The 24,227-nt window shown below is 70.5% G+C and carries 24 protein-coding genes; 10 read left to right on the top strand and 14 right to left on the bottom strand.

What is annotated here, in order from left to right; translation table 11 throughout:
• Positions 1-5: 5 nt before the first annotated feature.
• Both BLT28_RS29060 and BLT28_RS29065 read right to left on the bottom strand, forming a co-directional pair.
• Positions 6-356, bottom strand: coding sequence for a metallopeptidase family protein (locus BLT28_RS29060; protein ID WP_030428019.1), 351 nt, complete (start codon positions 354-356; stop codon positions 6-8).
• Positions 357-363: 7 nt separating this feature from the next.
• The gene (locus BLT28_RS29065) at positions 364-1,434 is read right to left on the bottom strand and encodes a septum formation family protein (RefSeq protein WP_081900094.1); all 1,071 of its coding nucleotides are present in this window, start codon (positions 1,432-1,434) and stop codon (positions 364-366) included.
• 165 nt (positions 1,435-1,599) lie between these two features.
• Between BLT28_RS29065 and BLT28_RS29070 the strand changes: the two genes are divergently transcribed.
• From BLT28_RS29070 to BLT28_RS29095, 6 genes are all read left to right on the top strand, one after another.
• Positions 1,600-2,316 carry a hypothetical protein gene (locus BLT28_RS29070; RefSeq protein WP_322788466.1) on the top strand — a complete coding sequence of 239 codons (717 nt, stop codon included), beginning with the start codon at positions 1,600-1,602 and terminating at the stop codon, positions 2,314-2,316.
• Positions 2,317-3,483: a glutathionylspermidine synthase family protein gene (locus BLT28_RS29075; protein WP_030428022.1), complete on the top strand. Its 1,167-nt coding sequence runs from the start codon at positions 2,317-2,319 to the stop codon at positions 3,481-3,483. It begins immediately after the preceding gene.
• A gap of 67 nt (positions 3,484-3,550) precedes the next feature.
• Positions 3,551-4,018, top strand: a complete 468-nt coding sequence (locus BLT28_RS29080; RefSeq protein WP_030428023.1) for a DUF350 domain-containing protein — start codon at positions 3,551-3,553, stop codon at positions 4,016-4,018.
• A gap of 70 nt (positions 4,019-4,088) precedes the next feature.
• Positions 4,089-5,351, top strand: coding sequence for a serine--tRNA ligase (gene serS / locus BLT28_RS29085; protein WP_030428024.1), 1,263 nt, complete (start codon positions 4,089-4,091; stop codon positions 5,349-5,351).
• Between the two features lie 169 nt (positions 5,352-5,520).
• A complete protein-coding gene (locus tag BLT28_RS29090; protein ID WP_030428025.1) occupies positions 5,521-6,072 on the top strand; it encodes a TetR/AcrR family transcriptional regulator in 552 nt (183 codons plus the stop codon).
• A complete protein-coding gene (locus BLT28_RS29095) occupies positions 6,069-7,601 on the top strand; it encodes an MFS transporter (RefSeq protein WP_030428026.1) in 1,533 nt (510 codons plus the stop codon). The genes BLT28_RS29090 and BLT28_RS29095 overlap by 4 nt, the downstream gene beginning before the upstream one ends.
• Here the strand turns inward: BLT28_RS29095 and BLT28_RS29100 are convergent.
• Together BLT28_RS29100 and BLT28_RS29105 are read right to left on the bottom strand one after the other, a co-directional pair.
• The gene (locus BLT28_RS29100) at positions 7,590-8,402 is read right to left on the bottom strand and encodes an alpha/beta fold hydrolase (protein ID WP_043810579.1); all 813 of its coding nucleotides are present in this window, start codon (positions 8,400-8,402) and stop codon (positions 7,590-7,592) included. The two genes, BLT28_RS29095 and BLT28_RS29100, sit on opposite strands and share 12 nt — an antisense overlap.
• Positions 8,403-8,423: 21 nt before the next feature.
• Entirely contained in the window at positions 8,424-9,284 is an 861-nt protein-coding gene (locus BLT28_RS29105; protein ID WP_030428028.1) for an LLM class flavin-dependent oxidoreductase, read from the bottom strand.
• Positions 9,285-9,320: 36 nt separating this feature from the next.
• Here BLT28_RS29105 and BLT28_RS29110 point away from each other — a divergent pair, with 36 nt between their 5' ends.
• Positions 9,321-10,121, top strand: coding sequence for an HAD family hydrolase (locus BLT28_RS29110; RefSeq protein WP_030428029.1), 801 nt, complete (start codon positions 9,321-9,323; stop codon positions 10,119-10,121).
• Here the strand turns inward: BLT28_RS29110 and BLT28_RS29115 are convergent.
• Genes BLT28_RS29115 through BLT28_RS29125 form a run of 3 tightly spaced genes read right to left on the bottom strand, consistent with a single transcriptional unit; the run spans position 10,066 to position 12,591 of the window.
• Entirely contained in the window at positions 10,066-10,638 is a 573-nt protein-coding gene (locus BLT28_RS29115) for a hypothetical protein (protein WP_030428030.1), read from the bottom strand. The two genes, BLT28_RS29110 and BLT28_RS29115, sit on opposite strands and share 56 nt — an antisense overlap.
• On the bottom strand, positions 10,635-11,390 hold the full coding sequence (locus tag BLT28_RS29120; protein WP_052406990.1) for a helix-turn-helix domain-containing protein: 756 nt from the start codon (positions 11,388-11,390) through the stop codon (positions 10,635-10,637). The genes BLT28_RS29115 and BLT28_RS29120 overlap by 4 nt, the downstream gene beginning before the upstream one ends.
• Positions 11,374-12,591 carry an MFS transporter gene (locus BLT28_RS29125; RefSeq protein WP_030428032.1) on the bottom strand — a complete coding sequence of 406 codons (1,218 nt, stop codon included), beginning with the start codon at positions 12,589-12,591 and terminating at the stop codon, positions 11,374-11,376. The genes BLT28_RS29120 and BLT28_RS29125 overlap by 17 nt, the downstream gene beginning before the upstream one ends.
• Before the next feature lie 146 nt (positions 12,592-12,737).
• On the opposite strand from BLT28_RS29125, the gene BLT28_RS29130 reads away from it, so the two are divergent.
• From BLT28_RS29130 to BLT28_RS29140, 3 genes are all read left to right on the top strand, one after another.
• Entirely contained in the window at positions 12,738-14,600 is a 1,863-nt protein-coding gene (locus BLT28_RS29130; protein ID WP_162184804.1) for a PIG-L family deacetylase, read from the top strand.
• A gap of 305 nt (positions 14,601-14,905) precedes the next feature.
• Positions 14,906-16,300, top strand: coding sequence for a hypothetical protein (locus BLT28_RS29135; RefSeq protein WP_030428034.1), 1,395 nt, complete (start codon positions 14,906-14,908; stop codon positions 16,298-16,300).
• A 67-nt stretch (positions 16,301-16,367) separates the two neighbouring features.
• Positions 16,368-17,222, top strand: coding sequence for a helix-turn-helix domain-containing protein (locus BLT28_RS29140; protein WP_052406991.1), 855 nt, complete (start codon positions 16,368-16,370; stop codon positions 17,220-17,222).
• On the opposite strand, the gene BLT28_RS29145 is transcribed toward BLT28_RS29140, so the two are convergent.
• The 7 genes from BLT28_RS29145 to BLT28_RS29175 form a co-directional block, all read right to left on the bottom strand.
• The gene (locus BLT28_RS29145; RefSeq protein WP_030428036.1) at positions 17,191-17,937 is read right to left on the bottom strand and encodes an ESX secretion-associated protein EspG; all 747 of its coding nucleotides are present in this window, start codon (positions 17,935-17,937) and stop codon (positions 17,191-17,193) included. The two genes, BLT28_RS29140 and BLT28_RS29145, sit on opposite strands and share 32 nt — an antisense overlap.
• Positions 17,938-17,939: 2 nt before the next feature.
• Positions 17,940-19,064, bottom strand: a complete 1,125-nt coding sequence (locus tag BLT28_RS29150) for a PPE domain-containing protein (protein ID WP_030428037.1) — start codon at positions 19,062-19,064, stop codon at positions 17,940-17,942.
• An 18-nt stretch (positions 19,065-19,082) separates the two neighbouring features.
• Positions 19,083-19,733: a DUF3558 domain-containing protein gene (locus BLT28_RS29155; RefSeq protein ID WP_156050630.1), complete on the bottom strand. Its 651-nt coding sequence runs from the start codon at positions 19,731-19,733 to the stop codon at positions 19,083-19,085.
• On the bottom strand, positions 19,657-20,064 hold the full coding sequence (locus tag BLT28_RS29160) for a PE domain-containing protein (RefSeq protein ID WP_030428039.1): 408 nt from the start codon (positions 20,062-20,064) through the stop codon (positions 19,657-19,659). The genes BLT28_RS29155 and BLT28_RS29160 overlap by 77 nt, the downstream gene beginning before the upstream one ends.
• Before the next feature lie 75 nt (positions 20,065-20,139).
• Positions 20,140-21,132, bottom strand: coding sequence for a lysylphosphatidylglycerol synthase domain-containing protein (locus tag BLT28_RS29165; protein ID WP_030428040.1), 993 nt, complete (start codon positions 21,130-21,132; stop codon positions 20,140-20,142).
• 225 nt (positions 21,133-21,357) lie between these two features.
• On the bottom strand, positions 21,358-22,752 hold the full coding sequence (locus tag BLT28_RS29170; RefSeq protein WP_231950474.1) for an AMP-binding protein: 1,395 nt from the start codon (positions 22,750-22,752) through the stop codon (positions 21,358-21,360).
• Between the two features lie 193 nt (positions 22,753-22,945).
• On the bottom strand, positions 22,946-24,055 hold the full coding sequence (locus BLT28_RS29175; protein WP_030428042.1) for a beta propeller repeat protein: 1,110 nt from the start codon (positions 24,053-24,055) through the stop codon (positions 22,946-22,948).
• Between the last annotated feature and the right edge of the window lie 172 nt (positions 24,056-24,227).

Here is a 24,227-nt window from a genome sequence, read left to right on the forward strand (position 1 = left end):
GCGGCCTAGCCCCAGCCCATCTCGTGCAGCTTGTGGTCGTCGATCCCGAAGTGGTGCGCGACCTCGTGCACCACGGTGACGGCGATCTCGTCGACCAGCTCGTCCTCGTCGGAGCAGAAGTCCATCAGCGCTTCGCGATAGATGGTGATCCGGTCCGGCAGCACCCCGCCGTAGGTCGAGGTGCGCTCGGTCAGCGCGACGCCCTCGTACAGCCCGAGCAGTGACGGCTCGTCCGGATTGCGCTCCTCGACCAGCACGACCACGTTGTCCATGGCGGCCGCCAGCTCCGCGGGGATCAGGTCCAGCGCTTCCTCGACGAGCTCGTCGAAGCGGACCCGCGACATCTCGACCGGCATCGGCGGATCAGCCGCCGCCCTGCGACGTGGGCGGCGGGGAGCCGCCGGTGTCGTGGCCGCCGCCGTTCTGCTCGATCGAGACGTCGTCCATCTGGTCGCTGACGTCGGTCCCGGGCGAACCGGGGGGAGCGGGCGCGCCCGGCGGTGCGACCGGCACCTGCGCGAGCGCGGGCTCCTTGCCAATGTCGATCTTGCCGGGCTTGTCCTTGCTCACGCTGCCGCTGATCGGCGCGAGGCCGGACTTGTCCTGCAGCTGCGTGCCGACCTTGCAGTCCACCCGGCGCGAGCCCGCCATCCAGCTGTCCTGCTTGCGGGTGTCCCAGTAGACCGTCAGGCCCTTCTGCTCGACCACGTTGGGGCCGCCCGCGTACTCCGCGGCCAGCTTCGGGCACTGCACGCCGAGCAGGGCGTTCTGCTTGGACTCGTCCGGGTACTCGGACGGGAAGTGCGCACCGAGGTCGACGACGCCGACCACCTCGTAGGCGTGCGCCTTGTCGCAGGTGACCGGGTCGGCGACGGCGCGGCCGCTGATGCCCACGCACAGACCGACCGAGTGCACGTCGGACTGGTCGATGGCCTTCGCGCTTCCCACGATCGGGTACAAAACGCCGGAGGGGCCGGCCGCCTGGACGCCGCACCAGAGCTTGCGGTCGCCGTTCTCCCAGCTCTTCTGGGTCGGTTTGAGCGCGCTCACGCTCAGCCTGCCCGCCGGGTCCAGCCTGCCCTCCAGCACCTCGACGGTCTTCTCCGCGCACCAGCTCTGGCCGATCTGGGCCCAGCGCAGTTCGTCGGGGAAGGGCGCCTCGTCACCGAAGTTGGCGTCGGTGGACAGGTCGGCGGTCAGCGTCAGCTCGAACAGGTGCGGTTTCTCGCACGGGACCTTGCTCACATCGCTGGCATCGGGCTTCGTCCAGGTCAGGCAGGTCCCCGGCGGCGCGTCGGCGAGCACGTGACCCGGGCCGGAGCTGGACGCGTCCGAACCGAACTGCCAGCCGAAGACCGTGCTGGCCACCAGGATGAGCAGCGCACCGGCGAACGCGCCCGCCATGACTCTGCGGGTGCTCTGGGTGTGATCCATGCGGTGGGTCCGATCGCGGGTCTGGACGGCAGGGGCTAACGGCATCTACCCCATGATGCCCGCTCCGGCCAACCCAAGCGTCTATCCGGGTGACCTGGGTTGCTATTTGGCCACTGTCCTACGTCACACCCAGGACCTAGGTACGGTGCCGCTCGGGAGTGGTTGATGACGAACAACGAAACGCCGGGCGGCGAGCAGCCGCCCGAGCCGAAGCAGACCCCGGCGACCCAGCAGGGGCCGTCCGGGGCCGAGCCCGCATCCGCCGAGCCGCGGCCGGGGGCCGAAGCCCGGCCCGAACCGGCCGCAGAGCCGACGGCGCAGGCGACACCGGTCGGGACACCGGCGAAGCCGAAGCGCGGTCAGATCAACTTCCAGGACCCGAGCACGACCAAGGCCCGGCCGCCGACCGTCGCCGAGCAGCGGGCGCGCGAGGCCGCCAGGCGCGAGGCGCGCAGGCGCCAGGAGGCCGAGGAGGCGGAGGCCGCCCGCAAGGCCAAGCTGCGCAAACGGCTGCTGATCGGCGGTGGCGTCTCCGTCGGCGTCGTCGCGCTGGTCGCCATCTGGTACGCGGCGTCCCAGCCCGACGACGTCGAGGCGCGCTGCGTCGACAACAACAACATCGTGGTCGACGACAAGTACTGCGACGACGACTACGCGCGCGCCAACGGCGGCTACAGCAGCGGCGGCGGCAGCACCTTCATCTACCTCGGTGGCGGCGGCCGCCAGTACAGCTACAACTACGGCGGCAGCGGGGCCATCGGGCAGAGGGTGACCGGTGGCACCTCGATCCGGCCGAGCGGCGCCAACATCTCGACCCCGTCCGGCAAGTCGATCCAGCGCGGCGGCTTCGGCGTCCGCAGCGGCAGCAGCGGAGGCAGCTGAGTGCAGAGGCAGACCTCCGAACCGCGCGCCGACTGGGAGCGCAAGGTCGCCGAACAGGGCCTGGTGTTCGGCAGCCCGGCCGCGGGGCCCGGCGGCGTGCAGCGCCCGTACTGGGACGAGTCGACGCACTACGTGTTCAGCCTCGACGAGGTGCTCTCGCTGGAGGCCGACGTCGAGGTGCTGCACTCCATGTGCCTGGACGCCGTGGACAACGTGGTGACCACCGAGCGCTACCGCGACTTCGGCCTGCCGGAGTGGGTGTGGCCGGCGATCGCCGAGTCGTGGAAGCGCGGCGACCCGCACCTCTACGGCCGCTTCGACCTGCGCTACGACGGCACCGGCCCGGCCAAGCTGCTGGAGTACAACGCCGACACCCCGACCTCGTTGCTGGAGGCGGCCGTCGTGCAGTGGCACTGGCTGACCGACACCCACGAGGGCGACGACCAGTGGAACTCCATCCACGAGAAGCTGGTGGAGCGGTGGAGCCGGCTCGCCGACCGGCTGCCCGCCGGGCAGGCGCACTTCACCTGGTCGGCGGCGGACTCCAGCGGTGAGGACCACGTCACCGCCGCCTACCTGCAGGAGACCGCGGCCGAGGCCGGGCTGGACACCGTCGGGCTGGCCATCGAGGAGATCGGCTGGGACCCCGACCTCAAGCGCTTCGTGGACCTGCGCGAGGACGTGATGTCCACCGTGGTGAAGCTCTACCCGTGGGAGTGGGTCGTCGACGACCCGTTCGGCAAGCACGCGGTGGAGAGCCAGCCCGGGACGCTGTGGGTCGAACCCCTGTGGAAGATGCTGCTGTCGAACAAGGCGCTGCTCGCGGTGCTCTGGGAGATGCACCCCGGGCACCCCAACCTGCTGCCGTGCTTCCTCGACGAACCCGGCTTCCTCACCGAGTACGTGCGCAAGCCGCGGCTCGGCAGGGAGGGGTCGAACATCCAGATCGTCGCTCCCGGGATGGAGCACGAGACCGGCGGCGTGTACGGCAAGGAGGGCTACGTCTACCAGCTCTTCGACCCGTTGCCGGAGTTCGACGGCATGCGCCCGGTGCTGGGCGCGTGGGTGGTCGGTGACCACTCGGCGGGCCTGGGCATCCGGGAGACCGTCGGCCTGGTCACCGACGACGGCGCGGCGTTCGTTCCGCACCGCATCCCCGAGTCCTGAAACCGCCAATCACTATCCATAATGGACAGTCGGGTCGTTCTCCCGGCTGGGTCGTAGGAGGAAGTTCGTGACCACCCAACTCGCCGTCTCCAGCCTGGCGCTGGAGGAGGGCTTCGGCGGTGCGCTCCTGCGGGGCGTCGGCGCCATCGCGCTGTACGCGGTCGTCGGCCTGCTGCTCATGCTCGTCGGGTTCTACGCCATCGACCTCACCACCCCGGGCAAGCTCAGCCAGCTCGTCCGCGACGGCGCGCCGAACGCGGTCGTGATCACCTCCGCCGGTCTGATCAGCATGGCTTTCATCGTCGTGGTGGTGATCAACAACGCCGGCGGCAAGCTGTCCGAGGGCCTGCTCTCCGCGCTGGTCTTCGGTTTCGTCGGGGTGGTCGTGCAGGTGCTCGCCGTCCGGCTGCTGGAGTGGGTGACCCGGATCGACATCGGCAACCTGATCCGCTCGCAGACCTACACCCCGGCCAGCATGGTCATCGCGGCCGCGCACCTGGCGCTGGGCCTCGTGGTCGCCGTCGCGATCAGCTAGGCGATCTCGGGAGACCGGGAATCGGCGGTCCGTCGATTCCCGGTTTTCCCCACCACTAAGCTCACCAGGTGTGATCGACCTCAAGACGCTCCGCGAAAACCCGGAAGCCGCACGCGACTCGCAGCGCGCCAGGGGCGAGGACCCGTCCCTCGTCGACGCGCTGCTCTCCGCCGATGAGCGGCGCCGCGCCACGGTCTCCCGCGCGGACTCCTTGCGCGCCGAGCAGAAGCAGTTCGGCAAGCAGGTCGGCAGGGCCCAGGGCGAGGAGCGCGCCGCGCTGCTGGCCAAGGGCAAGGAGCTGGCGGCGGAGGTCAAGGCCGCCGAGGCCGAGCAGCAGGAGGCGGAGCAGGCGTTCGTCGCCGCGCACCGCGCGGTCTCCAACATCGTCGAGGACGGCGCCCCGCACGGCGGCGAGGACGACTACGTCGTGCTCAAGCACGTCGGCGAGCAGCCCGCGTTCGACTTCGAGCCCAAGGACCACCTGGAGCTCGCCGAACGCCTCGGCGCGATCGACATGGAGCGCGGGGCGAAGGTCTCCGGCTCGCGGTTCTACTTCCTCACCGGCGTCGGCGCGCAGCTGCAGCTGGCCATGCTCAACCTGGCCGCCCAGCAGGCGGTCGCGGCCGGGTTCACGCTGATGGTCCCGCCGGTGCTGGTGCGTCCGGAGATCATGGAGGGCACCGGCTTCCTCGGCGCCCACGCCGGCGAGGTCTACCGGCTGCGCGACGACGACCAGTACCTCGTCGGCACCTCCGAGGTGCCGCTGGCCGGCTACCACGCCGACGAGATCATCGACCTCGGCGCCGGGCCGAAGCGCTACGCGGGCTGGTCGACCTGCTTCCGCCGTGAGGCGGGCTCCTACGGCAAGGACACCAGGGGCATCATCCGGGTCCACCAGTTCGACAAGGTGGAGATGTTCGTCTACACCCGCCCGGAGGACGCGCACTCCGAGCACCTGCGGCTGCTCGCCTGGGAGGAGGAGATGCTGGCCAAGGTCGAGCTGCCCTACCGGGTGATCGACGTGGCAGGCGGCGACCTCGGCAGCAGCGCGGCCCGCAAGTACGACTGCGAGGCGTGGCTGCCCAGCCAGCAGGCCTACCGCGAGGTCACCTCGACCTCCAACTGCACCACCTTCCAGGCGCGCAGGCTGTCGGTGCGCTACCGCGACGCGGACGGCAAGACCCAGATCGCCGCGACGCTCAACGGGACCCTGGCCACCACGCGCTGGATCGTGGCGATCCTGGAGACCCACCAGCAGGCCGACGGTTCGGTCCGGGTGCCCGACGCGCTGCGCCCGTTCCTGGGCAAGGACGTGCTCGAGCCCGTCCGCTGAGCCCCGGCCGGGGTGTCCGAAGTGGACACCCCGGCCGCCTGCTGAAATCCGTCTGAAGAACTCGCCGGCGATGTTGCGAGTGGACGGTGCGGCATTGCAAGATCATGAGTTCGCTACGTTCTCGGCATTACTGAGACGCTGCTGTCTCAACCGTGTTAGCGTCGCCGCCGTGGTGACCGATCGGGACCAGGTGCTGCGCGCGGCCGCGTCGCTGCTGGTGCGCAACCACGGTGCCTCCATGACCGAGGTGGCCGAGGCCGCCGGGATCAGCAGGGCCACGCTGCACCGCGTGGTGCCCAGCCGCGACGCCCTGCTGGACCAGCTGCTCTGGCTCGGCCTCGGCGAGACGGTCGCCGCGCTGACCACGGCCGAACCCGAGACCGGTGAGCCGCTCGCCGCCCTCGAACGGGTGGTCTCGGCGCTGACCCCGGTCGCCGAGCTGTTCCGCTTCGTCACCACGCAGCCGCTGGACGAGACCACCCCTGAGTTCCAGGCCGGCTTCCACGCCCTCGACGAGCGGTTGACCGCGCTGTTCCGCCGCGGCCAGGACTCCGGTGCGTTCCGGGGCGACCTGCCCGCGACCTGGATGGTCGACGCGCTCGCCAGCCTGCTCTTCGCCGCCGCGCTCGCGGCCCGGGCGGGCAGGCTGCCCGGGAACGACAACCCCCGCGCTGTCATCGACCTGCTGGTGGGTGGCGTCACGCGAGGAGAAACCGAGTGACCGCTTTGTCGTCAGTCCACGAGACCAGCCCGGTGAGTGTGCGGCACCGGTGGATCGCCCTCGCCACACTGGTCCTGGCGATCCTGTTGGTGTCGCTGGACACCACCGTGCTCAGCCTGGCCATCCCGCACCTGACCGAGAGCCTGAAGCCGACCAGCACCCAGATCCTGTGGATCGGCGACATCTACGCGTTCGTGCTGGCCGGTCTGCTGGTCACGATGGGCACGCTGGGCGATCGGATCGGTCGCAAGAAGCTGCTGATGATCGGCTCGGCCGGGTTCGGCCTGTTCTCCGCGGTGGCCGCCTTCGCCCCGAGCGCGAACCTGCTGATCGTGGCGCGGGTGGTGCAGGGCGTGGCGGGCGCGACACTGATGCCCTCGACCCTGTCGATCATCCGCAACATCTTCACCAACCCCAGGGAGCGCGGGTTCGCCGTCGCCGTCTGGGGCGCGATGGCCTCGGCGGGCGCCGCGCTCGGCCCGCTCATCGGCGGTGTGCTGCTGCAGCACTTCTGGTGGGGCTCGGTCTTCCTGATCAACGTGCCGGTGATGATCGTGCTCATCGGCGTCGGGCTGTGGGTCGTGCCGGAGTCCAAGGACCCGGTGCCGGGGGCGTGGGACCTGCCCAGCGTGTTCGCCTCGCTGGTCGGCGTCGTCGCGGTGGTCTACGGCATCAAGGAGATCACCGTCTACGGCTGGGCTCAGCCGCTCGCGCTGCCGGTCGCCGCGCTCGGCGTGTTCGCGCTGGTCTGGTTCTGCCGTCGGCAGATGGTGATCCCGCACCCGCTGGTGGACGTGCGGTTGTTCGCCAACCCGAAGTTCAGCAGCGCCATCCTGTCCACCCTGCTCGCAGTGCTCGGTCTCGCGGGCGCCTCCTTCATCCTGTCCCAGTTCCTGCAGCTGGTGCAGGGCTACAGCCCGCTGAACTCCGGTCTGCTGAACCTGCCCGGCACGGTCGGCGCGGTCACCGGCGGCCTGATGTCCAGCACCATCGCGCACCGCTGGTCGGCGCGGAAGGCCACCTCGATCGGGCTCGCGGTGATCGGCGGCGGCCTGTGCATCGCGCTCGGCTTCGAACCGGACACCAGCGCGTGGACGGTCGGCTTCGTCATGTTCGTCGCGGGTGGCGGTGCCGGGCTGGCGTTCACCGTCAACGCCAACATGGTGCTGACCGCGGCGCCCAAGGAGAAGTCCGGTGCGGCGTCCGCGTTGTCCGAGACGGCCTACCAGCTCGGCGCGGCGCTCGGCATCGCGCTGCTCGGCGCGGCGAGCACGATCGTCTACCGCAACAGCATGACCGTGCTGGCCCCCGTGCTGCCGCAGGAGATCTACACCGGAGCGCGGGAGTCCATCGGCGGAGCGCTCGCCGCCGCGCCGAAACTGCCGCCGGAGCAGGCGGCTCAGCTCGTCGACGTGGCCAGGCACGCCTTCGTCGATGGCGCGGTGGTCGCGGCGGGCGTCGCGGCCGTGCTGCTGGTGAGCGCGGCGGCGTTGTCCTGGTTCGTGCTCAGGGAGAAGTCAGAGGCATAGACCCTCCCGCACGGCCTCCACGAAGGCCGCCGGGTGGGACAACTGCGGTGCGTGCCCGGCGCCCGGGATCACCCGCACCCGTGCTTCCGGCAGGAGTCCGCTGATCGCCCGCACCACCGCGCGGTAGATCGGCAGCGTGTCCCCGCCCGTCGTCACGGTGACCGGAACACCGAGGCCCACCAACGCGGACGGGTCCACGGCCAGCCGGTCCGGGTCGCGGTACTGGTCGAGCCAGGTCTCCGCGTTGGCCATCATCGTGGCGCGCTGCTCGGCGTCGAACAGGCCGAGCCAGCTGCCCTCGCCGAACCCGACGTGCTCGACGAACGTCCGCGTTCCCGCCTCGACGTCGCCGAACCCCAGCAGCTCGGCGGCCTCCCGCATCCGCTTCGCCGCGGCCAGCCGCAGCTCGTCGTCCTCAGTGGACAGAGCGGCGAACAGGGGCGGCTCGTGCACCACGACACCGCGCACCGCCTCGGGCCGCTTCGCCGTCGCCAGCACCACGATCGACGAACCGTAGGAGTGCCCGACGAGGTGCGCCCGGCCGCCCGCCACCTGGTCCACGACGGCGAGCAGGTCCGAGACGTCCTCCAGGATGCTGCCCTGGCCGCGAGGTGCGGTGCTCGCCGTGTGCCCGCGCCGGTCGTACCGGATCACGGTGTTGCGCTCGCCGAGCGGCCCGACCACGCGGTCCCAGCTGCGGTGGTCGTCCCAGGAACCGTGCACGAACACGATCGGATCACCTCTGCCGTCGCGGGTCCACGCCAGTCGGGTCTGCCCGAGGTCCAGCACTCCGGTCCGCATGCCGGTCGACGCTACGCCCGCCTACCGGTATCGGGGAATGACGCTCGTCACCACGTCCTCCAGGACGCCGATGTCACCCGCGTACCAGTCGCGCTCCCGCGGCCAGTGCGTGATGACATCGGTGAAGCCCAGCTCCGCCGCGCGACCGGCCGCATCCGCGAAGTAGTCCACACTGGACAGTGAGAAGACCGGTGCGGCGTCGAGCGAAAGGCATCTGTCCACTGTGGATTCACCGGTCAGTTCACGGTGCCGGTCGATGAGCTCCGCGACGGCCTTCCACCACGCGTCCAGGTCCTCGACCTTCGGCCCCGTGGTGACCCAGCCCTGGCCGAAGCGCGCCGCGATCCGCATCGACCTCGCCCCGTTCGCCGCCACCAGGAAGGGCAGCCTCGGGCGCTGCACGCAGCCGGGCAGCGTGCGTGCGTCCACCGCCGTGTAGTACTCGCCCGAGTAGTTCACGTGGTCCGTGGTCAGCAGCGCGTCCAGCAGCTCGACGAACTCGCCGAGCCGATCGACCAGCGCGCGCGGAGCGAGCGGGGGGTCGCCGAGGATCGTCGGGTCGAGTACGGCGGCGCCCGCACCCACGCCGAGCGTGAACCGGCCGCCGGACAGGTCGTCGAGCGCCATCACCTGGCGGGCGAAGCCCACCGGGTGCCGGATGCTCGGGTTGGCGACGAGCGTGCCCAGCCGGATGCGCGAGGTGCTGAGCGCGGCGGCGGTCAGCGTGGTCACGGCGTCGAACCAGGGGCCGTCGGCCAGCGACCGCCAGGCGAGGTGGTCGTAGGTCCAGGCGTGGTCGAAGCCGTAGGACTCCGCCCTCCGCCACCGGTCACCGCCCTGGGGCCAGGGCTGATCAGGGAGGATCACGATTCCGAAGCGCACTCCACGACGCTATCCCGGATTGGCAGTATTGGCGGTGTGACGATTCCGCGCTTGATCGCCTCGGACGCCGACGGCACCCTGCTCACCCCGCTGGAGCGGGTCAGCGACCGCACCGCCGCCGTTCTGCGGCGCGCCATGGACGCGGGCGCGGTGTTCGTCGTCGCGACCGGGCGACCGCCGAGGTGGACCCGGCCGATCCTCGACCAGCTCGACCTGCGCGGGCCCGCGGTCTGCAACAACGGCTCGATGGTCTACGACTTCACCGAGGACCGCGTGCTCAGCCAGCACACACTCGATCCGATCCTGCTGCGCGACGCGGCCGACGCGGTCCTGCGTGCCATCCCGGGCAGCGCGCTCGCCGTGGAACGGGCCGAGGGCTCCGCCGCCGACTGCTTCCTCGCGGAGAAGGGCTACGTCCACGCCTGGCCCATGGACGGCTCGATCCTGGCGCCGCGCGACGAACTGCTCGGCAAACCCGCGGTGAAGCTGCTGGTCCGCAACGCGTTGATGACCAGTGACGAGATGGCCACCGCGGCGAAGGCGGTGCTCGACGACGCGGTCGACGTGACCTTCTCGATCGGCTCCGGGCTGATCGAGCTGGTGGTCAAGGACATCACCAAGGCCACCGGCCTCCAGCTCCTCGCCGACCGGCTCGGCCTGACCGCGGCCGATGCGGTCGCGTTCGGCGACATGCCCAACGACATCGCAATGCTGGAGTGGGCCGGGCTCGGCGTCGCGATGGGCAACGCCCACCCCTCCGCCGTCGAGGCCGCCGACGAGGTCACGGCGCCGAACTCGGAGGACGGTGTCGCGCAGGTGCTGGAGCGGTGGTTCTAGCGAGCAGCCGCAACGCCGCCTTCGGGTCGTCGGCGTGGAAACGGACGCCGGTGATGGTGCGGCCGTCGAACTCCTGCGGTGGGTCGAACGCCACGAAGACCGTGGTCGTGTCGCCTGCCGGGATGTTCAGGGTCTCGTCGTCGATGGACATCGAGCCTTCGTGGTTGCCCTTGCGCTCGGCCCGCGCGCTCCTGACCGCGGTGAGCGGGAAGGCGTGCTCGGTGCATGATCCGTTGCGCAGCACCAGGTTCGCCGGGCCGATCACGTGTGGCCGGGTGATCAGCGACGCGAGGTGCCCGAGAATCCAGACGACTCCGTAGACGCTGAGCAGCAACAGGCTCCAACGCACGGTCGCCCACGGGACCAGGAACTCCACGGCGACGATCTCGACCAGCGAGGCGACCAGCAGGGCGACGAGGACGGTGGTGGACTCGCCGGAGTACGGCACCGCGACGCCACCCTCGGGAACGTCCTTCCGCCCGCGCAGCAACAGGAACAGGGCCCTGAACGCGATCATTGTCCTCCCCTCTCCGCCACGCGCTCGGCGATCACGTACATGAACCGCCGTTGCGCGGGTGCGAACGAGTCGACGAAGTCGAGGAACAACGCGTCGCTCGGTCCGGGCGCCGGCTGCTGGGCCCGCGCCATCTCCGAGATCTTCGGGTTGTCCGCCAACAACTTCTCCGCGAGACGTTCGACCTCGGGGCTGTCCTCCGGCAGGTCCGCCAGCGCCTGGAAGCCGCGGGAGAACTCGGCCATCGCCTCCTGGTCGGCGGGGTTGCCCAAGAGGGTTTGATAGGCCTCTGTCAGCTGGTCGAGGCCTTCCGGTGCGGTCACGGTGATCAGCAGAACGGCCTCCTTCTCCCGGCGCAGCATCTGCTCGTCGGCTCCGGCGGCTTCCAGCCCGCGCAGCAGCTCGCCCAGCCGGCCGGGGATCTCCGGGTCCTCGTCGGACGACCGAAGCTCGGCGATCCGCTTGCGCTGAGCGGCGATCCTCCGCTCCTGCCCGGCCAACTCCTCGTCCAAAGTGGACAGCGCTTCGTCCAGTGAGCGCGGTTTCCCGTCCAGCAGCCCGCGGATCTGGTCCAGCGACAGGCCGAGATCGCGCAGACGGCGGATCCGGGAGACGGTGATCAGCGCCCGGGTTCCGTAACGGCGGTAACCGGAGGCGTCGCGCGGCGGCTCGGCGATCAGGCCCTCCGCCGTGTAGTGGCGGACCGCGCGCACCGTGGTGCCGGCGAGCCTGGCCAGTTCACCGATGGTCAGCACCGACCCGCACCTCCTCCATCTGCCGGGCCCCGGGGAGCAGCAGCATGCCGACCGCGAGCACGGCCCACACCACTGTGATCAGTGTGCCGGTGGCGTGCACACCGAACCCGCTGATCAGCCAGCCCCCGGCGAAGACACCGACCGGCGTCGCGCTGAGCAGCACCGCGTTCTGCACGCCGAACACCCGCCCGCGCGCCCCCTCCGGCACCCGCTCGCTGGTGAGCACCAGCATCAGCGGCTGGATCGGCCCGCTGACCAGTCCGAGCGCCGCCGAGGCCGCGACGAGCCACCAGTAGCCGGGCAGCGCGGCCAGCCAGCCCACCGCGCCGATCGACGCGATCAGCGAGACGGTCAGCCAGCCGCGGCGGGACAGCCGGGCGCCGACCGCGGAGTAGACGAGGTTCCCGCCGATCATGCCCAGTGCCGAAGCCATGATCACCGGGCCGAACTGGCCCGCCGAGCCGCCTGCGGCGACGAAGTGCGCGGGCAGCAGGAGCATCTGGATCGGCGCCATCACCAGCACGCTCGCCGCGGACAGCACGGTCAGCGCGATGAGCACGGGCTCACCGCGCAGCACGGCGGCCGCTTCCTTGAGGTCCTTCGTCCAGTGCTGCTTCTCGGCGACGCCGGTGGTGCCGAGGCTCGTGGGCAGCAGCCAGGTCAGCAGCGCCGCCAGTGCGGAGGTCGCGGCGGTGACCCAGAGCGCGACCGCGCTGTCCAACCAGCCCAGCACGAGCGTGCCGAGCGCGGGACCGGCGATCAGCGTGGTGCCGACCATGGCCTGCCGGAGCCCGCTGAGCCGTTCCAGCGACATCCCGGTGGCCTTGGCGACGTCCGGCAGCAGCGTCTCGCGCGCGGTCATACCGGGGATGTCGAAGACCGCCCCTGCGATGCCCAGCACGATGAACCAGCCGAGGTCGAGCCCGAAGAGCATGTCCACCACGGGCAGCGCCGCGACGCACGCGGCAGAGGCCATGTCCGCGCCGATCGAGATCCGCCGCCTGCCGATCCGGTCGATCACCACCCCGCCCGCGATCGCCGCGACCAGCATCGGGAGCCCGGTCGCGGCGGTGACGACACCCGCGGCCGCGGCATCCCCGGTCCGGGTGAGCAGCAGCCAGGGCAGCGCTATCCCGGCGATGGAGTTGCCCAGCAGGGACAGCGTCTCCGCGCCGAGGAACAGGACCACCAGTCGCTTCATGCCGACAGCGTCGAGGGTTGACGCCGCGTCAGGGTCAAGCCGGAGGCCGGTTGATCACAGTTTTGCGACGACGCGCATACCGATGGAGCGAATTCGGGACACTCGAACCAGTGATGGGGGTCACTATCTGTCTGGGGGAGCGACGAATGTCGTGTGTCAAACGAAGGACACTGCTCGCGGCCGGAGCAGTCGGCGCGGTGGTCGGAACGGTCGGCCTGCCGAGGTTCGCGGCCGCGTCGAACACCACGGAACGGCACCTGGCGGTGGTCGGGCACCCCGACGACGACCTGCTGTTCATGAATCCCGACATCCAGCAGGGCATCGCCCGCGGCTGCGCCACCCGCACGGTCTTCCTGACCGCCGGTGAGTACAACGGCACCAAGACCCTGACTCGCGAGCAGCACGCCGCTGACCTGCAGCGAGGGATGCACGCGGCCTACGCGGTGCTCGCGGGTGTCGCCAACGGCTGGACCCGGACCGCGGTGACGATCGCGGGCAAGCAGGTCGAACTGCACACGCTGCGCGCCGCCCCCCACGTCGAGCTGATGTTCGTCAACATCCCCGACGGCTTCGACGACCGCTACGACCACCCGATGACCAACCTCTGGTCCCGCCCGGGTTTCGTGACGGACACCCTCGTGCCGACCGGCGCTCCGATCACGGCGGTCCAGCGCTACGACCACAATTCGCTGACCGCGATGCTCACCGAGCTGATGCGCCAGTTCGCCCCGACCGTGATCCGGCTCCAGGACACCGTTCCCGACCCGCGGTACCTGGGCGACCTCGGCGAACACGAGGACCACGTCGCCACCGCGAACTTCGCCATGAAGGCGGCGCGCGCGTACCGGGGCAGGGCGTACGTGTCCGCGTACCGCTGCTACAGCACCGACCACTTCCCGGAGTGCGTTCCCGAGCCGCACTTGTCTAGGAAAACCACTGCGTTCCAACGGTTCCAGGCCTTCGACCCGTTGACCGGGAGCACCTTCGACCCGCATCTGCGCCGCGTCTACCGCCGTTGGCCGGTGGACGGCGGTTGGTCGATCCCCGGCTACGTCTTCGCGGTCACCGCAGAAGGACTTCGTGTGTGGCAACGGGAATCCTCCGGCTGGTCAGCGTCCGTGCTCGCGGGTTCCGGCTCGTACGCGCCCCGCGTGACCGCCGCGCTGAACGCCAACGGTCGCCCTCAGATCGCCGTGCTCGACCTCGACGGCGGACAGCTGCGAACGGCGTTCCGCACGGGTTCGGTCTGGGCGTGGTCCACGGTCGGCCGCCCACCGGGGACGGGGGAGTTCTCGTCGACGCCCACGCTGGCCAGGGGAGCGGACGGCAGGCTGCACCTGTTCGCCCGCAACGCTTCCGGCGGTCTGAGCGCCACCGTGCAGTCCAGCCCCGGTGGCCCGTTCGGCGCGTGGAACGACCTCGGCGGCGGCCCCGACGTGCAGGACTCCATGTCCGCGTTCCTCGGCCCGGACGGCCAGATCGACGTCTTCGCCGACGGTCGCGGCAAAACCCTCCGATGGCGGACCGCCGCGGTGGGATTCGCGCTCGACACCGCGTTCCCGCGCGTCGAGTGCGTCGGCGCGTCCGCCGTGGCCAGCAACGCCGACGGGCGCGTGCAGATCTTCAACCGCGAACACACCGACGGGGCGCTCGGCACCGCCTGCGAACTGCCCGGCGGTGGTTGGTCCCCGCAGATCACCCACCTCGGCGGCACGGGGTGGACCGCGCCGGTCGCGGTCACCACTCCGATGCCCGACAGTCGCATGGTCGTCTTCGCCCGCGACCACTCCGGCGGTGTGATCATGGCTCGACAGTCCGAAAAGGACGGTGTGCGGTTCACCTCGTGGACCTATCTCGGCGGAAGCGTGGAGTCCGGCCTCTCCGCCCACATCGACGCGACCGGCCGGATCCGGCTCCTCGCGCAGCGCGGCGACGGCGGAGTGTGGGAACGCGCCCAGACCGACCCCGGCGCCGATTCCCCCTTCACGCCTTGGCAACGCCTGCCGTGAGGGGGTTCCCCCCAATACCGATTGTTTCATGCGGCTGAACGGAAAGAGCCGCGCGACGACGTTGCGCGGCTCAGTTGTCCACAGTGGTACAGGTTGTCCACAGGCGACGCGTCGTCGCACTTCACGGTGGCTGGACGCGGGATAATGGGACTGGGGTCGCCCCCCTGGGAGGGTGGGGGCTGTTCTGGGGCGGGAAAAGCGCGGCGTTTGGCCGGACCGGCGGGCTCGCTCGTGTGGCGCTAGCTGTGGCCGGTCACCGTCACTAGCGTTGGAGATCGTTACTTCGCAACGAGGGGGAGTACAGCATGGCCGAGTTCTCCGTCGCGTTCACCCGAACCGACATCACCCCGGGGCCGAACACCGCCCGCAACAGGTGGATGGCCGGCTACGGCTGGGATCCCCGCGGCAACCCCAACTTCACCACCGCGCGACCGCTGCGCGCCGAATGCGTCATGATCCGCCAGACCACCGGTGACCCGCTGGTCGCGGTGCGCGTCGACCTGCTCAACCTGCCCACGTACCTGTCCCGCAGGATCCGCGCCCGCGTGGTCAACGAACTGCGCCTCACCGGCAACGCGTCGTTCATGCTGCAGTCCAGCCACACCCACTCGGGCCCGGCGCTGCCGGAAGAGCCCGACCCGTACATCATCTACGGGCTCTCCGGCAGCCAGCTCGACGAGGTCAACGAGTACGCGGAATGGCTCATCCGGCGGCTGGTCGCCCTCGTCAGGGAAACCGTCGCCAAGAGCCCGACCGCGGTCACCCTGTCCTACGGCGAAGGCGTGGCGAAGGCCGCGGTCAACCGCGTCGGCCTCGGCTGGCAGACCGACGAGGTCCCGGTGCTGCTCGCCAGGCGCGAAGGCACCCAAGCACCCGTGCTCGCCCTGTTCGGCTACTCCTGCCACCCGGTCGCCCGCGGCAGCGAACCCGTCTTCGACAGCGATTTCCCCGGCGTCGCGGGCAAACTCCTCGAAACCGAGCTCGGCTGCCCCGCGTTCTTCTTCAACGGCGCCGCCGGAGACCGCAACCCCGACCGCATGGGCAGCGACGCCGACGTCGTCAACGTGGGCACCCGGGTCGGCGAAGGCGCGCTCAAGGTCGTCCGCGACGGAGCGCTCAGCCCGCTCCGCGGCCCCATCAAGGCGATCCTGCGCGCCGCGCGGCTGCCCCTCGCCGAAGACCTGACCAACCCCGACACCCTGGTCCGCCTCGACGCCGCCTACGAGCAGGAGCGGATCCGCGCCGCACAGGAAGGCGACGCCGCCGGAGTCCGGTTCTGCGAAGCGATGCGTCGCGAACTCGCCGACGGCTCCACTCCGGTCGTCTACAACGTGCCGGTGCAGTGCTGGAAGTTCGGCAGCGACTTCGGCATCCTCGGCCTCGGCGGCGAAGCGCTCTCCGGCTACAACGTCGGCACCCGCGCCGCGACCCCGCGCAAGCTGTGGGTGATGGCCTACGCCAACGAGATCCCCGGCTACGTGCCCGCGGACGACGTGCTCTGGCACTGGCCGGGACCCGCCTGCCACTACGAGTCCGGCTGGGACGAGAACCCCAAGTTCAGCGGCCGCGGTACCAGCATGATGGCCTTCGGCTGGCCCGTCCCGCTCGCCTCCTCCCAGCCCGTCGGCACCAGCCCGGCGACCCCGCAGAGCGCGGAGGGCGTGCTCATGGCCACCTGTCGCAAGGTCCTCGCCGACTGACCCGATCCGGTGAAGCTGCCGTGACGGCCCTGGTCCGTCCCACCCGGCGCCACAACCATGATCGGTTGTGACCGACACGCCGACCGTACGCAAGCGCCGGGTGGGGCGGATCCTGCGTGAGCTGCGGGAACGCGCCGGTCTGAGCCACACCGACGTGGCGGGCCGGATCGCGTCCTCCACCACGGTGATCTCCCGCATCGAGAGCGGGCAGAACACGATCGTGCTGCGGCACGTGCACGACCTGCTCGACATCTACGGCGCGCCCGACGACCTCCGCGACCAGGTGCTCGACCTGATCAAGGAGGCGGAGCGGCCCCGCTACTGGCAACCCTTCGCCCGGCACCTGCCCAAGGTGCAACGCACCTACCTCAGCCTGGAGTCCGAGGCGTCGCTGCTCTGCGGCATCGACACGCACGCCTTCCACCCGCTGCTGCAGACCACCGACTACGCCCGCGCCGTGCTCGCCGCGAACTGGCGCGTCGGCACCGACGACACCCGCCGGGAACAGCTGCTCGCGCTCGGCGTGGCCCGCCAGGACCTCATCGGCCGCACCGAAGACCCCCTCGGCGTCAGCCTCTTCGTCGACGAGTCCGTGCTGCGCAGGCCCATCGGCGGCATCGACGTCCTGCGCGAACAACTCCACCACGTGCAGGCACTCGTCGAGTCACCGCACATCGACATCCGCGTCGTGCCCAACAAGGTCGGCCTGCACCCGGGCATCGACGGGCCGTTCACCCTGCTGCACTTCGACGAACCGGACATGGAGGTCGGCTACGTCCCACACCGGGACGGCTGCCTCTACCTGCAACGCTCCCGGGAGCTCGACGAACTCGGCCGACGCCTCGACACCCTTGCCGGGCTTGCCTTTCCCGCGTCGGCGACGGCCGGCTTCATCGGCTACCTGCTCGGCGAGATCGGCTGACCAGCTCGGCGAGCACCTGATCGACGCGCGCGCTGATCCGTTGCGCGTCGGCGGGAGCGACGGTCGTCCACCCGCGCCGCTCCTCGATCAGGTACCGCCCGGCGGGAGTGTCGAAGGACGCCACGACGTGGCTGCCTCGCTGCTGCCGCACGGTCGCGCCGAACTGCGCGCCGTTGCTCCGGCCCCGGATCATGTTCCCCAGTCGCCGCGCGTCACCGCTCGGCACACCAGCGGCCGACAGCGCGTCCACCATGGCCCACTCCGACTCGCCAGCAGCCCGGGCCGCCGTCCCCAGCACCTCGCTGGGGACGTTCACGGCCTGACCCGGTCCGGCCGCGAGCGGCGGCAGCACCGAAACCGCTGCGCGGGCGAGATCACCAGGATCAATCCACCGCACCGTGAACCGGTCGTCGGCCAGGACACTGAGCACCGCACGCCCCTTCGCCCGCCCCGCGAGCACCCGAGCGTTCCACAATCGACCATCCACAGTGGACTCCGGGTCCGCCAGCAACCACAGCGCCGCGGACAGCTCGGGATGTGCTTCCCCACGATCGAGCAATCCCTTGGCGCGCAACTCTTCCAGGGCTCGCTCGATCTCCGCCCGGCGCTCGTGCGCTTCGACGCCACGCGGTCGCACCAACAGCTCGATCGGCATCTGCGGCAGCGCGAGCCGTTCCCACAAGACCTGGTACGCGGACGCTGAGAGCGTGAACACCGCTACTCGCCGATGACCGGGGGAGCGACCTTCGGCAGCTCGCCGACAAGGTCATCGGTCACCGAGTACTTGCGCGTGTGCTCGGTGTCCTCTTCCCGTTGCGGCGAACCAAGAGCGGGCTGCATGAAGGACTGCCCCGGCTTCCCCGTCACGTTTCGTCCGGCCTGCGCGGCGGCAGGCGACGGCGTTGCGGTTCTGCCTCCTTGGCCGACCCCGCCACCCTGCTGGCCGCCCCGCGCGGACCCGCCACCAGCGCCGACGCCCCCGCTTCCACCTACGCCTCCGCTGAAGCCCGCGATGCCGCCAGTGAGTCCGCCTCCGCCTCCAGAACCCGTGTAGCCGCCGCCATCCCGCACGATCGGCTGCACGACCGGATCGGTCAGCGTCGGCTGAAAGCCCTGCTGTTCCACGGTGCCCCGCCGACCCGCGTCGTTCAGCGCGGGATCCAGCTGCTGATCCGCGACTCCGCCACCTTGTTGCTGACTGCCCGCATCACCGCCACCGATCTGGCCGCCCCTCGGACCACGAATCGGCGGCGCACCACCGATCGGCGGGCGGGGGGCGGGCACGGGAGCGCCCGGGACGTCGATCCCGACCTGCGGCGGCGGGGCGAAGGCCGGGAAGCCGGTCGCGGTCTGCTTCGAGTTCTGCGCATAGGAACGCATCACCTCGACCGCACGCAGATGTGCTTCATGCGCGGCCTTCTCCTGCAGTTGTCGATCCGTGGTGATACCGAAGAAGTTCGCGAGCCCCTGGATGACGCCGTTGTCCGGCATCGCCGTCACGCGCCTCGGCTCTGGCATCGTGTCCCTCGCCCGCGTGTAGTAATCGGACTGCGCGACCGTTGCGGTCATCCCGCTCGACGCGCTCGACCCGGCCAGCTCCGCCCACGGCCCGTACCGCCCGATGTTGGCCTTCGCGCTGTCAGCGGCGAGCCCGTCCCACGCCGCACCGAGTGCCTTCAACCCCTCAGCCAGGTCAAACCTGGCGTCCTCGTACTCCTTGCGGAGCTTCCGGTAGAAGGCCTCCGCGGAACGCGCCGTCGCGACCCCTCGCCCGCTCCTGATCTCCTTGTAGAGCTGCTCGTGTGGGATCGCCAACCAGTTGATGCCTGAAACGTCGCCCATCTCGTCCCCTCGGGCTCGTCACTTCGCCTTCATGAGCGTGCTGATCGCCGCTTCCGCCGCCTCCTTCGCGCGCTTGCAGACGTACTCCCGATCCCGTACCGGTGGGCCGTTCCGCCCCGTCTCCCCGTAGTGGACGTCCAGCACCTGACCTGGCGCGACATCGACGACGACATCACACGACGGCGGGTGGTTGGGGAGATTGACCCTGATGACGTTCTCCTTGGCCGGGAACCCGTTGACGATGAGGTCTCGAACGTCAGCGTTGACCTTGCCGTCGGTGAACCGGTCGACGCCCGTGTGCGGGATCGGGACGAGGCTGATGCTCTCGAACCCCTTTTGGTTGGCGAAGTAACACGACTTGGCTTGGAGGACCGCGCTGTCACCAGGAGTCGGTGGCAGGTCGATGTCGAAGCCGCGTTGCTGTTCCTGGGTGAGTAGGGCGCATGGGTCGACACCGTTCATGTCGAGGACGCGCGGTCGCTCAACCAAGGCAGTGGTGGGCACTGGGGGTGTGTCCCCGCCGACGACGTTGACGCAACCGGTGAGGGGAAGTGCGAGCAAGAGGACGCTGAACCGAGTGAGTCGGCGACAGTCAGCCATTGCGGCCCCCTTGGAGTCCTCGCCGGTTGCTGTCTTCAGTGGTGGACATGAGTCGGTGTGTCTCCTCAAGCCGGTCGACCATGTCTTGGAGCTGTCTGCTGAACGCCAAGATCGCGTTGAGAGCGCATTCCGGGTCTGACAAGCCTTTTGCGGTGAGCACGTCCGCGATGTAGACGCTGACCCTGTCTTCGGCCATCGGTGCGACCCACAAAGCCTGCGCTGCTTCCGTGTACAGCTGGTCCATGCGCTGTTTGATCTTGCTGAACAGCGCGATGGCCTGTGGGATCTTGTCCCGGTCGATGCGCAGCGTTCCCGGTCGCGACGCTTCCTCGCGCGTGGGTAGTGAGGTCCATTCGGTACGCCACCGCGGATCGCCGGATATCCCCCCGATGTCCGTCATGGATCGACGGTAACAAGGGTGCGGGGCCCGCAAAGGTGACTTCGCGGGCCCCGCACCCTTCGGTGGAGCGGTGGTTCAGGCATCCACCGGCTTGTTCTTGGACAGCTGCCACCTGGCCAGACCGGCCGCGCCGCCCGCCATCGCGATGTCGGCGACGGTGAACATCAGCCTGGACACGAGGGTGAAGGCGAGCGCCTGCTCCACGGGCATCGTGGTGCTCAGCGCGGAGACGAGGACCAGCTCACGGACACCGGCGCCGGACGGCAGGATGAACGCGATCAGGCCGACGGTCATGCCGATCGCCACGGCGCCCGCGCACAGCAGCAGCACGCGCACGCTGACCGGCCCGGAGCTGATCGACAGCAGCCACAGGTGCACGCCGAAGAGCACGTAGGACAGCAGCGCGTAGCCCAGCGAGCGGCCGACGGTGCTCCACGGCAGGACGTGGTCGAGCGGAGCCTTCTTCAGCACCTTGAGCACGAGGGAAGCGCCCCAGGTCAGCACCTTCGGGTGCAGCGCGATCAGGCCGATCGGCAGCAGCAGGTAGAGCCACATCAGGCCGGGCGTCGAGCTCATCATCACGGGCAGCGCCAGCACGCCGAGCAGCAGCGAGGCCACGACGCCGACGCCGAGGTTGATCAGCGTCGCGGTGAACACCCTGGCCCTGGGCAGACCGGCCTGGCGGCCCAGTTCCATCTGCAGCAGGTAGGCCCACACCGAACCGGGGACGTACTTGCCGAGCGAGCCGACCAGCATGATCTGCGCGCCGCGGAAGGCGCCGATCGGCTTGCCGAGGCCGTCGACGATGGTCTGCCAGCCGAGCGTGCCCGCGGTGATACCGAGCACGACGGCGAGCTGGCTGAGCACGGTGGAGTGCCACGGCACCGTGACCAGCGTCTTGGACACCCCGCCCCAGTGCGAGTACAGCGCCCAGCCCGCGGCGGCGAGCACCAGGACCAGCAGGGCCCTGCGCAGCCAGGTCATCAGCGCGGCTCTGCCCGAGCGCGGGGCCGGCTGCGGGGCGGGCGCTGCCGATGCGGCCGGCGCGGCCTCGTCCTGCACGGTCATGGGACCTCCGTTGCTCCCGTTGGCTCTCTTCGTTCGGAACAGCATGCGGCGGCTACCCGTCAACCCTGGTGGGATGCCCGGCGACTGCTGGGGAGAGGGCAGCACGCCTCGGGGCAGGCCCGGGCACAGTGCTCACCATATGAAGGACGCCGGTCCGCGAGCCCGGTTGCCCGGTGTGCGCGGAAGCGGCGGGATTCACCTCGTTGGGGGAATGCGGCCGGCAGGTCATCGGCCCTCCAGCGCGCGGTAGTCGATCTTGCCGCTGGGCAGCAGCGGCAGCCGCTCCACCGGGCGCACCCGGAAGCCCGACACGTGCAGGTGCAGGCGTTCCGCCAGCTCCTTCGCGGCCGCCGTGCAGGACTCGGCGTCCGCGTCCTCCAGCCAGATCACCACCCGGTCCTCGTCGCCGGGCACCGCGGCGGCCAGGCCGTGGCCGCGCAGCAGGTGCTCCAGGTCGTCGAGGTTGACCCGGTTGCCGAAGACCTTGCCGATGCGGCTGAGCCGCCCGGTGATGAACAGGAAGCCCTCGTCGTCGAGGTAGCCGAGGTCGCCGGTGGCCAGCTCGCCGCGCAGCTCGTCCGGCCCGGCCAGCTCGGCGGCGTTCTCCGCGTAGCCCATCATCACGTTCGGGCCGCGGTAGACCACCTCGCCCTGGGCCTGCGGGGGCTCGCCGGGCAACGGCCGGATGCCGAACTCCGCGCCCGGCAGCGCCTGGCCGACCGAACCGATCTTCGCCGCCAGCCGTTCCGCGGGCAGCACGGCCATCCGCGTCGTGGCCTCGGTCTGCCCGTACATCACGTACATCCGGCCGCCGACAGCCTCGATCCGCCTGGCGAAGTGGGTGAGCCGGTCGGTCCGCAACCGCCCGCCCGCCTGGGTCAGCGTGCGCAGCGCGGGATGCGCGGCCGGGTCGAAATCGGCCTGGTGCAGCAGTTCGTAGTGGTAGGGCACGCCCGCGAGGGAGGTCGCGCGGTGCTCGTCGACTGCGCGCCAGAACGACGGTGCGGTCACCCCGTTCGGCTCGATCAGCACGGCCGCGCCGACGACGAGGTGGCTGTTGAGCACGGACAGGCCGTACGCGTAGTGCAGCGGCAGGCTGGTCGGCGCGATTTCGCGGGAGTCCAGCCGCAGCGCCTGCGCGATGGCCCTGGCGTTGGACAGCACCGCGGTCCGGGAGAGCCGGACGAGCTTGGGGTTGCCGGTGGAACCACTCGTGGGCAACAGCACGGCGAGATCGGGGTGCGGTTCGACGCCGTCCCCGTCGGCGCGCACCCACGCCGGCCCGGTCAGGTCGGCGGACGCGTAGCCACCAGGCACGGGCACGCCCGGTTCGACGCCGAGCACCGCGGCAGGCTGAAAACGTTCGACGAGATCGTTCAGCGGTTCGGGGTCGAGGTCGGGAGCGAGCACCGCGACGGCGCGTTGTGCCTGGAAGGCGCCCAGGTAGCGCAGGGTGCTCGGCAGATCGACGGCGGTCAGCGCCAGGATCGCCCCGGCCGGCAGCGCGGTCAGTTCCCCGGCGACCACGGTGACCCGGGCCTGCAACTCCGCCCCGCCCAGTTCCGTGCCGGTCGGCGCGTCGATCAGCCGTGCGCCGTCGGCGACCAGCGGGCTGCTCACCGGGCGACCGCCACCAGGCGTCCGCCTTCGTCGAGCTTGGGGCTGAGGTCAGTCACAGTTTTCGCTCGTCCCGTGCGTGTGCGTGCCAGTCCGGCCCGTCGAGGCTACCGGCCGTCCTCCGGCGAAACGCAGCCGGTCCTGCTCCGTTCGGCGGGAAAAGCGGGGATTAGGACACATGGGTGAAGGTTGTGTGCTACTCCCCGGTCACGCTGCGGCGGCCCTCGGACCAGGGCCATGAACCGCCGAAGCCCAGCTCCCGCAGTGCGGTCGGAGAGCAGTGCAGCACCAACGGCCGCAGCGTCTCCGTCGACGGCAGGGGCAGCCGTTCGACCCCGACCGCGATGGCGCCGCCGTCCGGCATGCTCAGCACGCCGTTGAGCGTGAGCCTGCCCCGCGGACCGAGCGGGCGGGGCGTGCGCAGCCGGTGCCACGCCCGCGTGCCCAGGTGTGCGGCGTAGGCGTCGTCGCCCTCGGAGTAGCCGACCGCAACGCGTCCGTCGACCGCGTTGAGCTGGCCGTCGTCCTCCGGTGCCCGGGTGAGCCGCCAGCCGGAGCCGGTCCACGTCATCGTCAGCGGCGAGCGCACCCCGGCCTCGGTGGTGCGGTAGCCGACCGCGACCACGTCACCGCTGTCCGGGACGATCGAGACGTCCTGCAGGCTGTGCTCCAGGCCCGGTTCGGTCGGCGTGGCGAAGCGCTGCCAGTAGTCACCGTCGTAGTGCAGGACCACGGCCGTCTCCAGGCCGCTCTCGAACGCCCAGCCCACCGCCCAGACGTTGGTGGCGGACGTACCGGTGATCCCGGACAGGCCCCAGTGCTCGCCGATGTCCGGCAGCGGCAGCTCGGTCCACTCCCGGCCGTCCCAGCGCTGGACCAGGCCGCGCCGGTGGCTGTCCGCGCGGCGGCAGACGTCGCCGACCGCCCACACGTCGTCCGGGCCGAACTCCGCCATGCCCAGGTAGGAGCCGTGCGAGTCGTCCGGGAACGGGGTGTCCACCCGGCGCCACCCGGTGCCGAAGTGGTGCAGCATCCGGCCGTTGTCCCCCGCCGCCCAGATCTCGTCGCCGGGCGCGGTCAGCGCGGTGACCCGGCCGATGTCCGGGATCGGGGCCTCGCGCCAGACGGCGCCCTCGCGGTAGAGCGCCTTGGTCATGTGACCGGTCCTGGTGACCAGGAAGCCCAGTGCCCACACCCGGGTCGCGGTGCTCACCACATCCGTGAGCACCGCGTTCAGCTGCGGTGTCCGCTCCTGCTGCCACAGGCGCGTCGCCGTGCCCTTCCTGGGCGAAGGTGAAGGCTCCATCACCTGTGTATTCGCTCGAGGGGCCCGCAACGTTCGCTTCCCGGCAGCGTGTCGTATCCCATACCCGCTCCGACGCCGGGCGCGCGCGGACGTGACGCCGGAGCGGCCCACCGCCGGGGTGACCGGCGATACATCGGTAACGTGGCCGACTGCCATGTTGGTCCTGCCGAGC

It is taken from the genome of Allokutzneria albata (assembly GCF_900103775.1).
In the GTDB taxonomy this organism is placed as follows: domain Bacteria; phylum Actinomycetota; class Actinomycetes; order Mycobacteriales; family Pseudonocardiaceae; genus Allokutzneria; species Allokutzneria albata.

Excerpts from the sequence above, each read along its gene's own strand:
- BLT28_RS29150 (WP_030428037.1), bottom strand. The coding sequence starts at position 19,064 with ATGGGCGACGTTTCAGGCATCAACTGGTTGGCGATCCCACACGAGCAG.
- BLT28_RS29160 (WP_030428039.1), bottom strand. The coding sequence starts at position 20,064 with ATGACGGACATCGGGGGGATATCCGGCGATCCGCGGTGGCGTACCGAA.
- BLT28_RS29100 (WP_043810579.1), bottom strand. The coding sequence starts at position 8,402 with ATGCGGACCGGAGTGCTGGACCTCGGGCAGACCCGACTGGCGTGGACC.
- BLT28_RS29060 (WP_030428019.1), bottom strand. The coding sequence starts at position 356 with ATGCCGGTCGAGATGTCGCGGGTCCGCTTCGACGAGCTCGTCGAGGAA.
- BLT28_RS29175 (WP_030428042.1), bottom strand. The coding sequence starts at position 24,055 with ATGGAGCCTTCACCTTCGCCCAGGAAGGGCACGGCGACGCGCCTGTGG.
- BLT28_RS29135 (WP_030428034.1), top strand. The coding sequence starts at position 14,906 with ATGGCCGAGTTCTCCGTCGCGTTCACCCGAACCGACATCACCCCGGGG.
- BLT28_RS29115 (WP_030428030.1), bottom strand. The coding sequence starts at position 10,638 with ATGATCGCGTTCAGGGCCCTGTTCCTGTTGCTGCGCGGGCGGAAGGAC.
- BLT28_RS29070 (WP_322788466.1), top strand. The coding sequence starts at position 1,600 with ATGACGAACAACGAAACGCCGGGCGGCGAGCAGCCGCCCGAGCCGAAG.
- BLT28_RS29125 (WP_030428032.1), bottom strand. The coding sequence starts at position 12,591 with ATGAAGCGACTGGTGGTCCTGTTCCTCGGCGCGGAGACGCTGTCCCTG.
- BLT28_RS29130 (WP_162184804.1), top strand. The coding sequence starts at position 12,738 with ATGTCGTGTGTCAAACGAAGGACACTGCTCGCGGCCGGAGCAGTCGGC.
- BLT28_RS29165 (WP_030428040.1), bottom strand. The coding sequence starts at position 21,132 with ATGACCGTGCAGGACGAGGCCGCGCCGGCCGCATCGGCAGCGCCCGCC.
- BLT28_RS29065 (WP_081900094.1), bottom strand. The coding sequence starts at position 1,434 with ATGGATCACACCCAGAGCACCCGCAGAGTCATGGCGGGCGCGTTCGCC.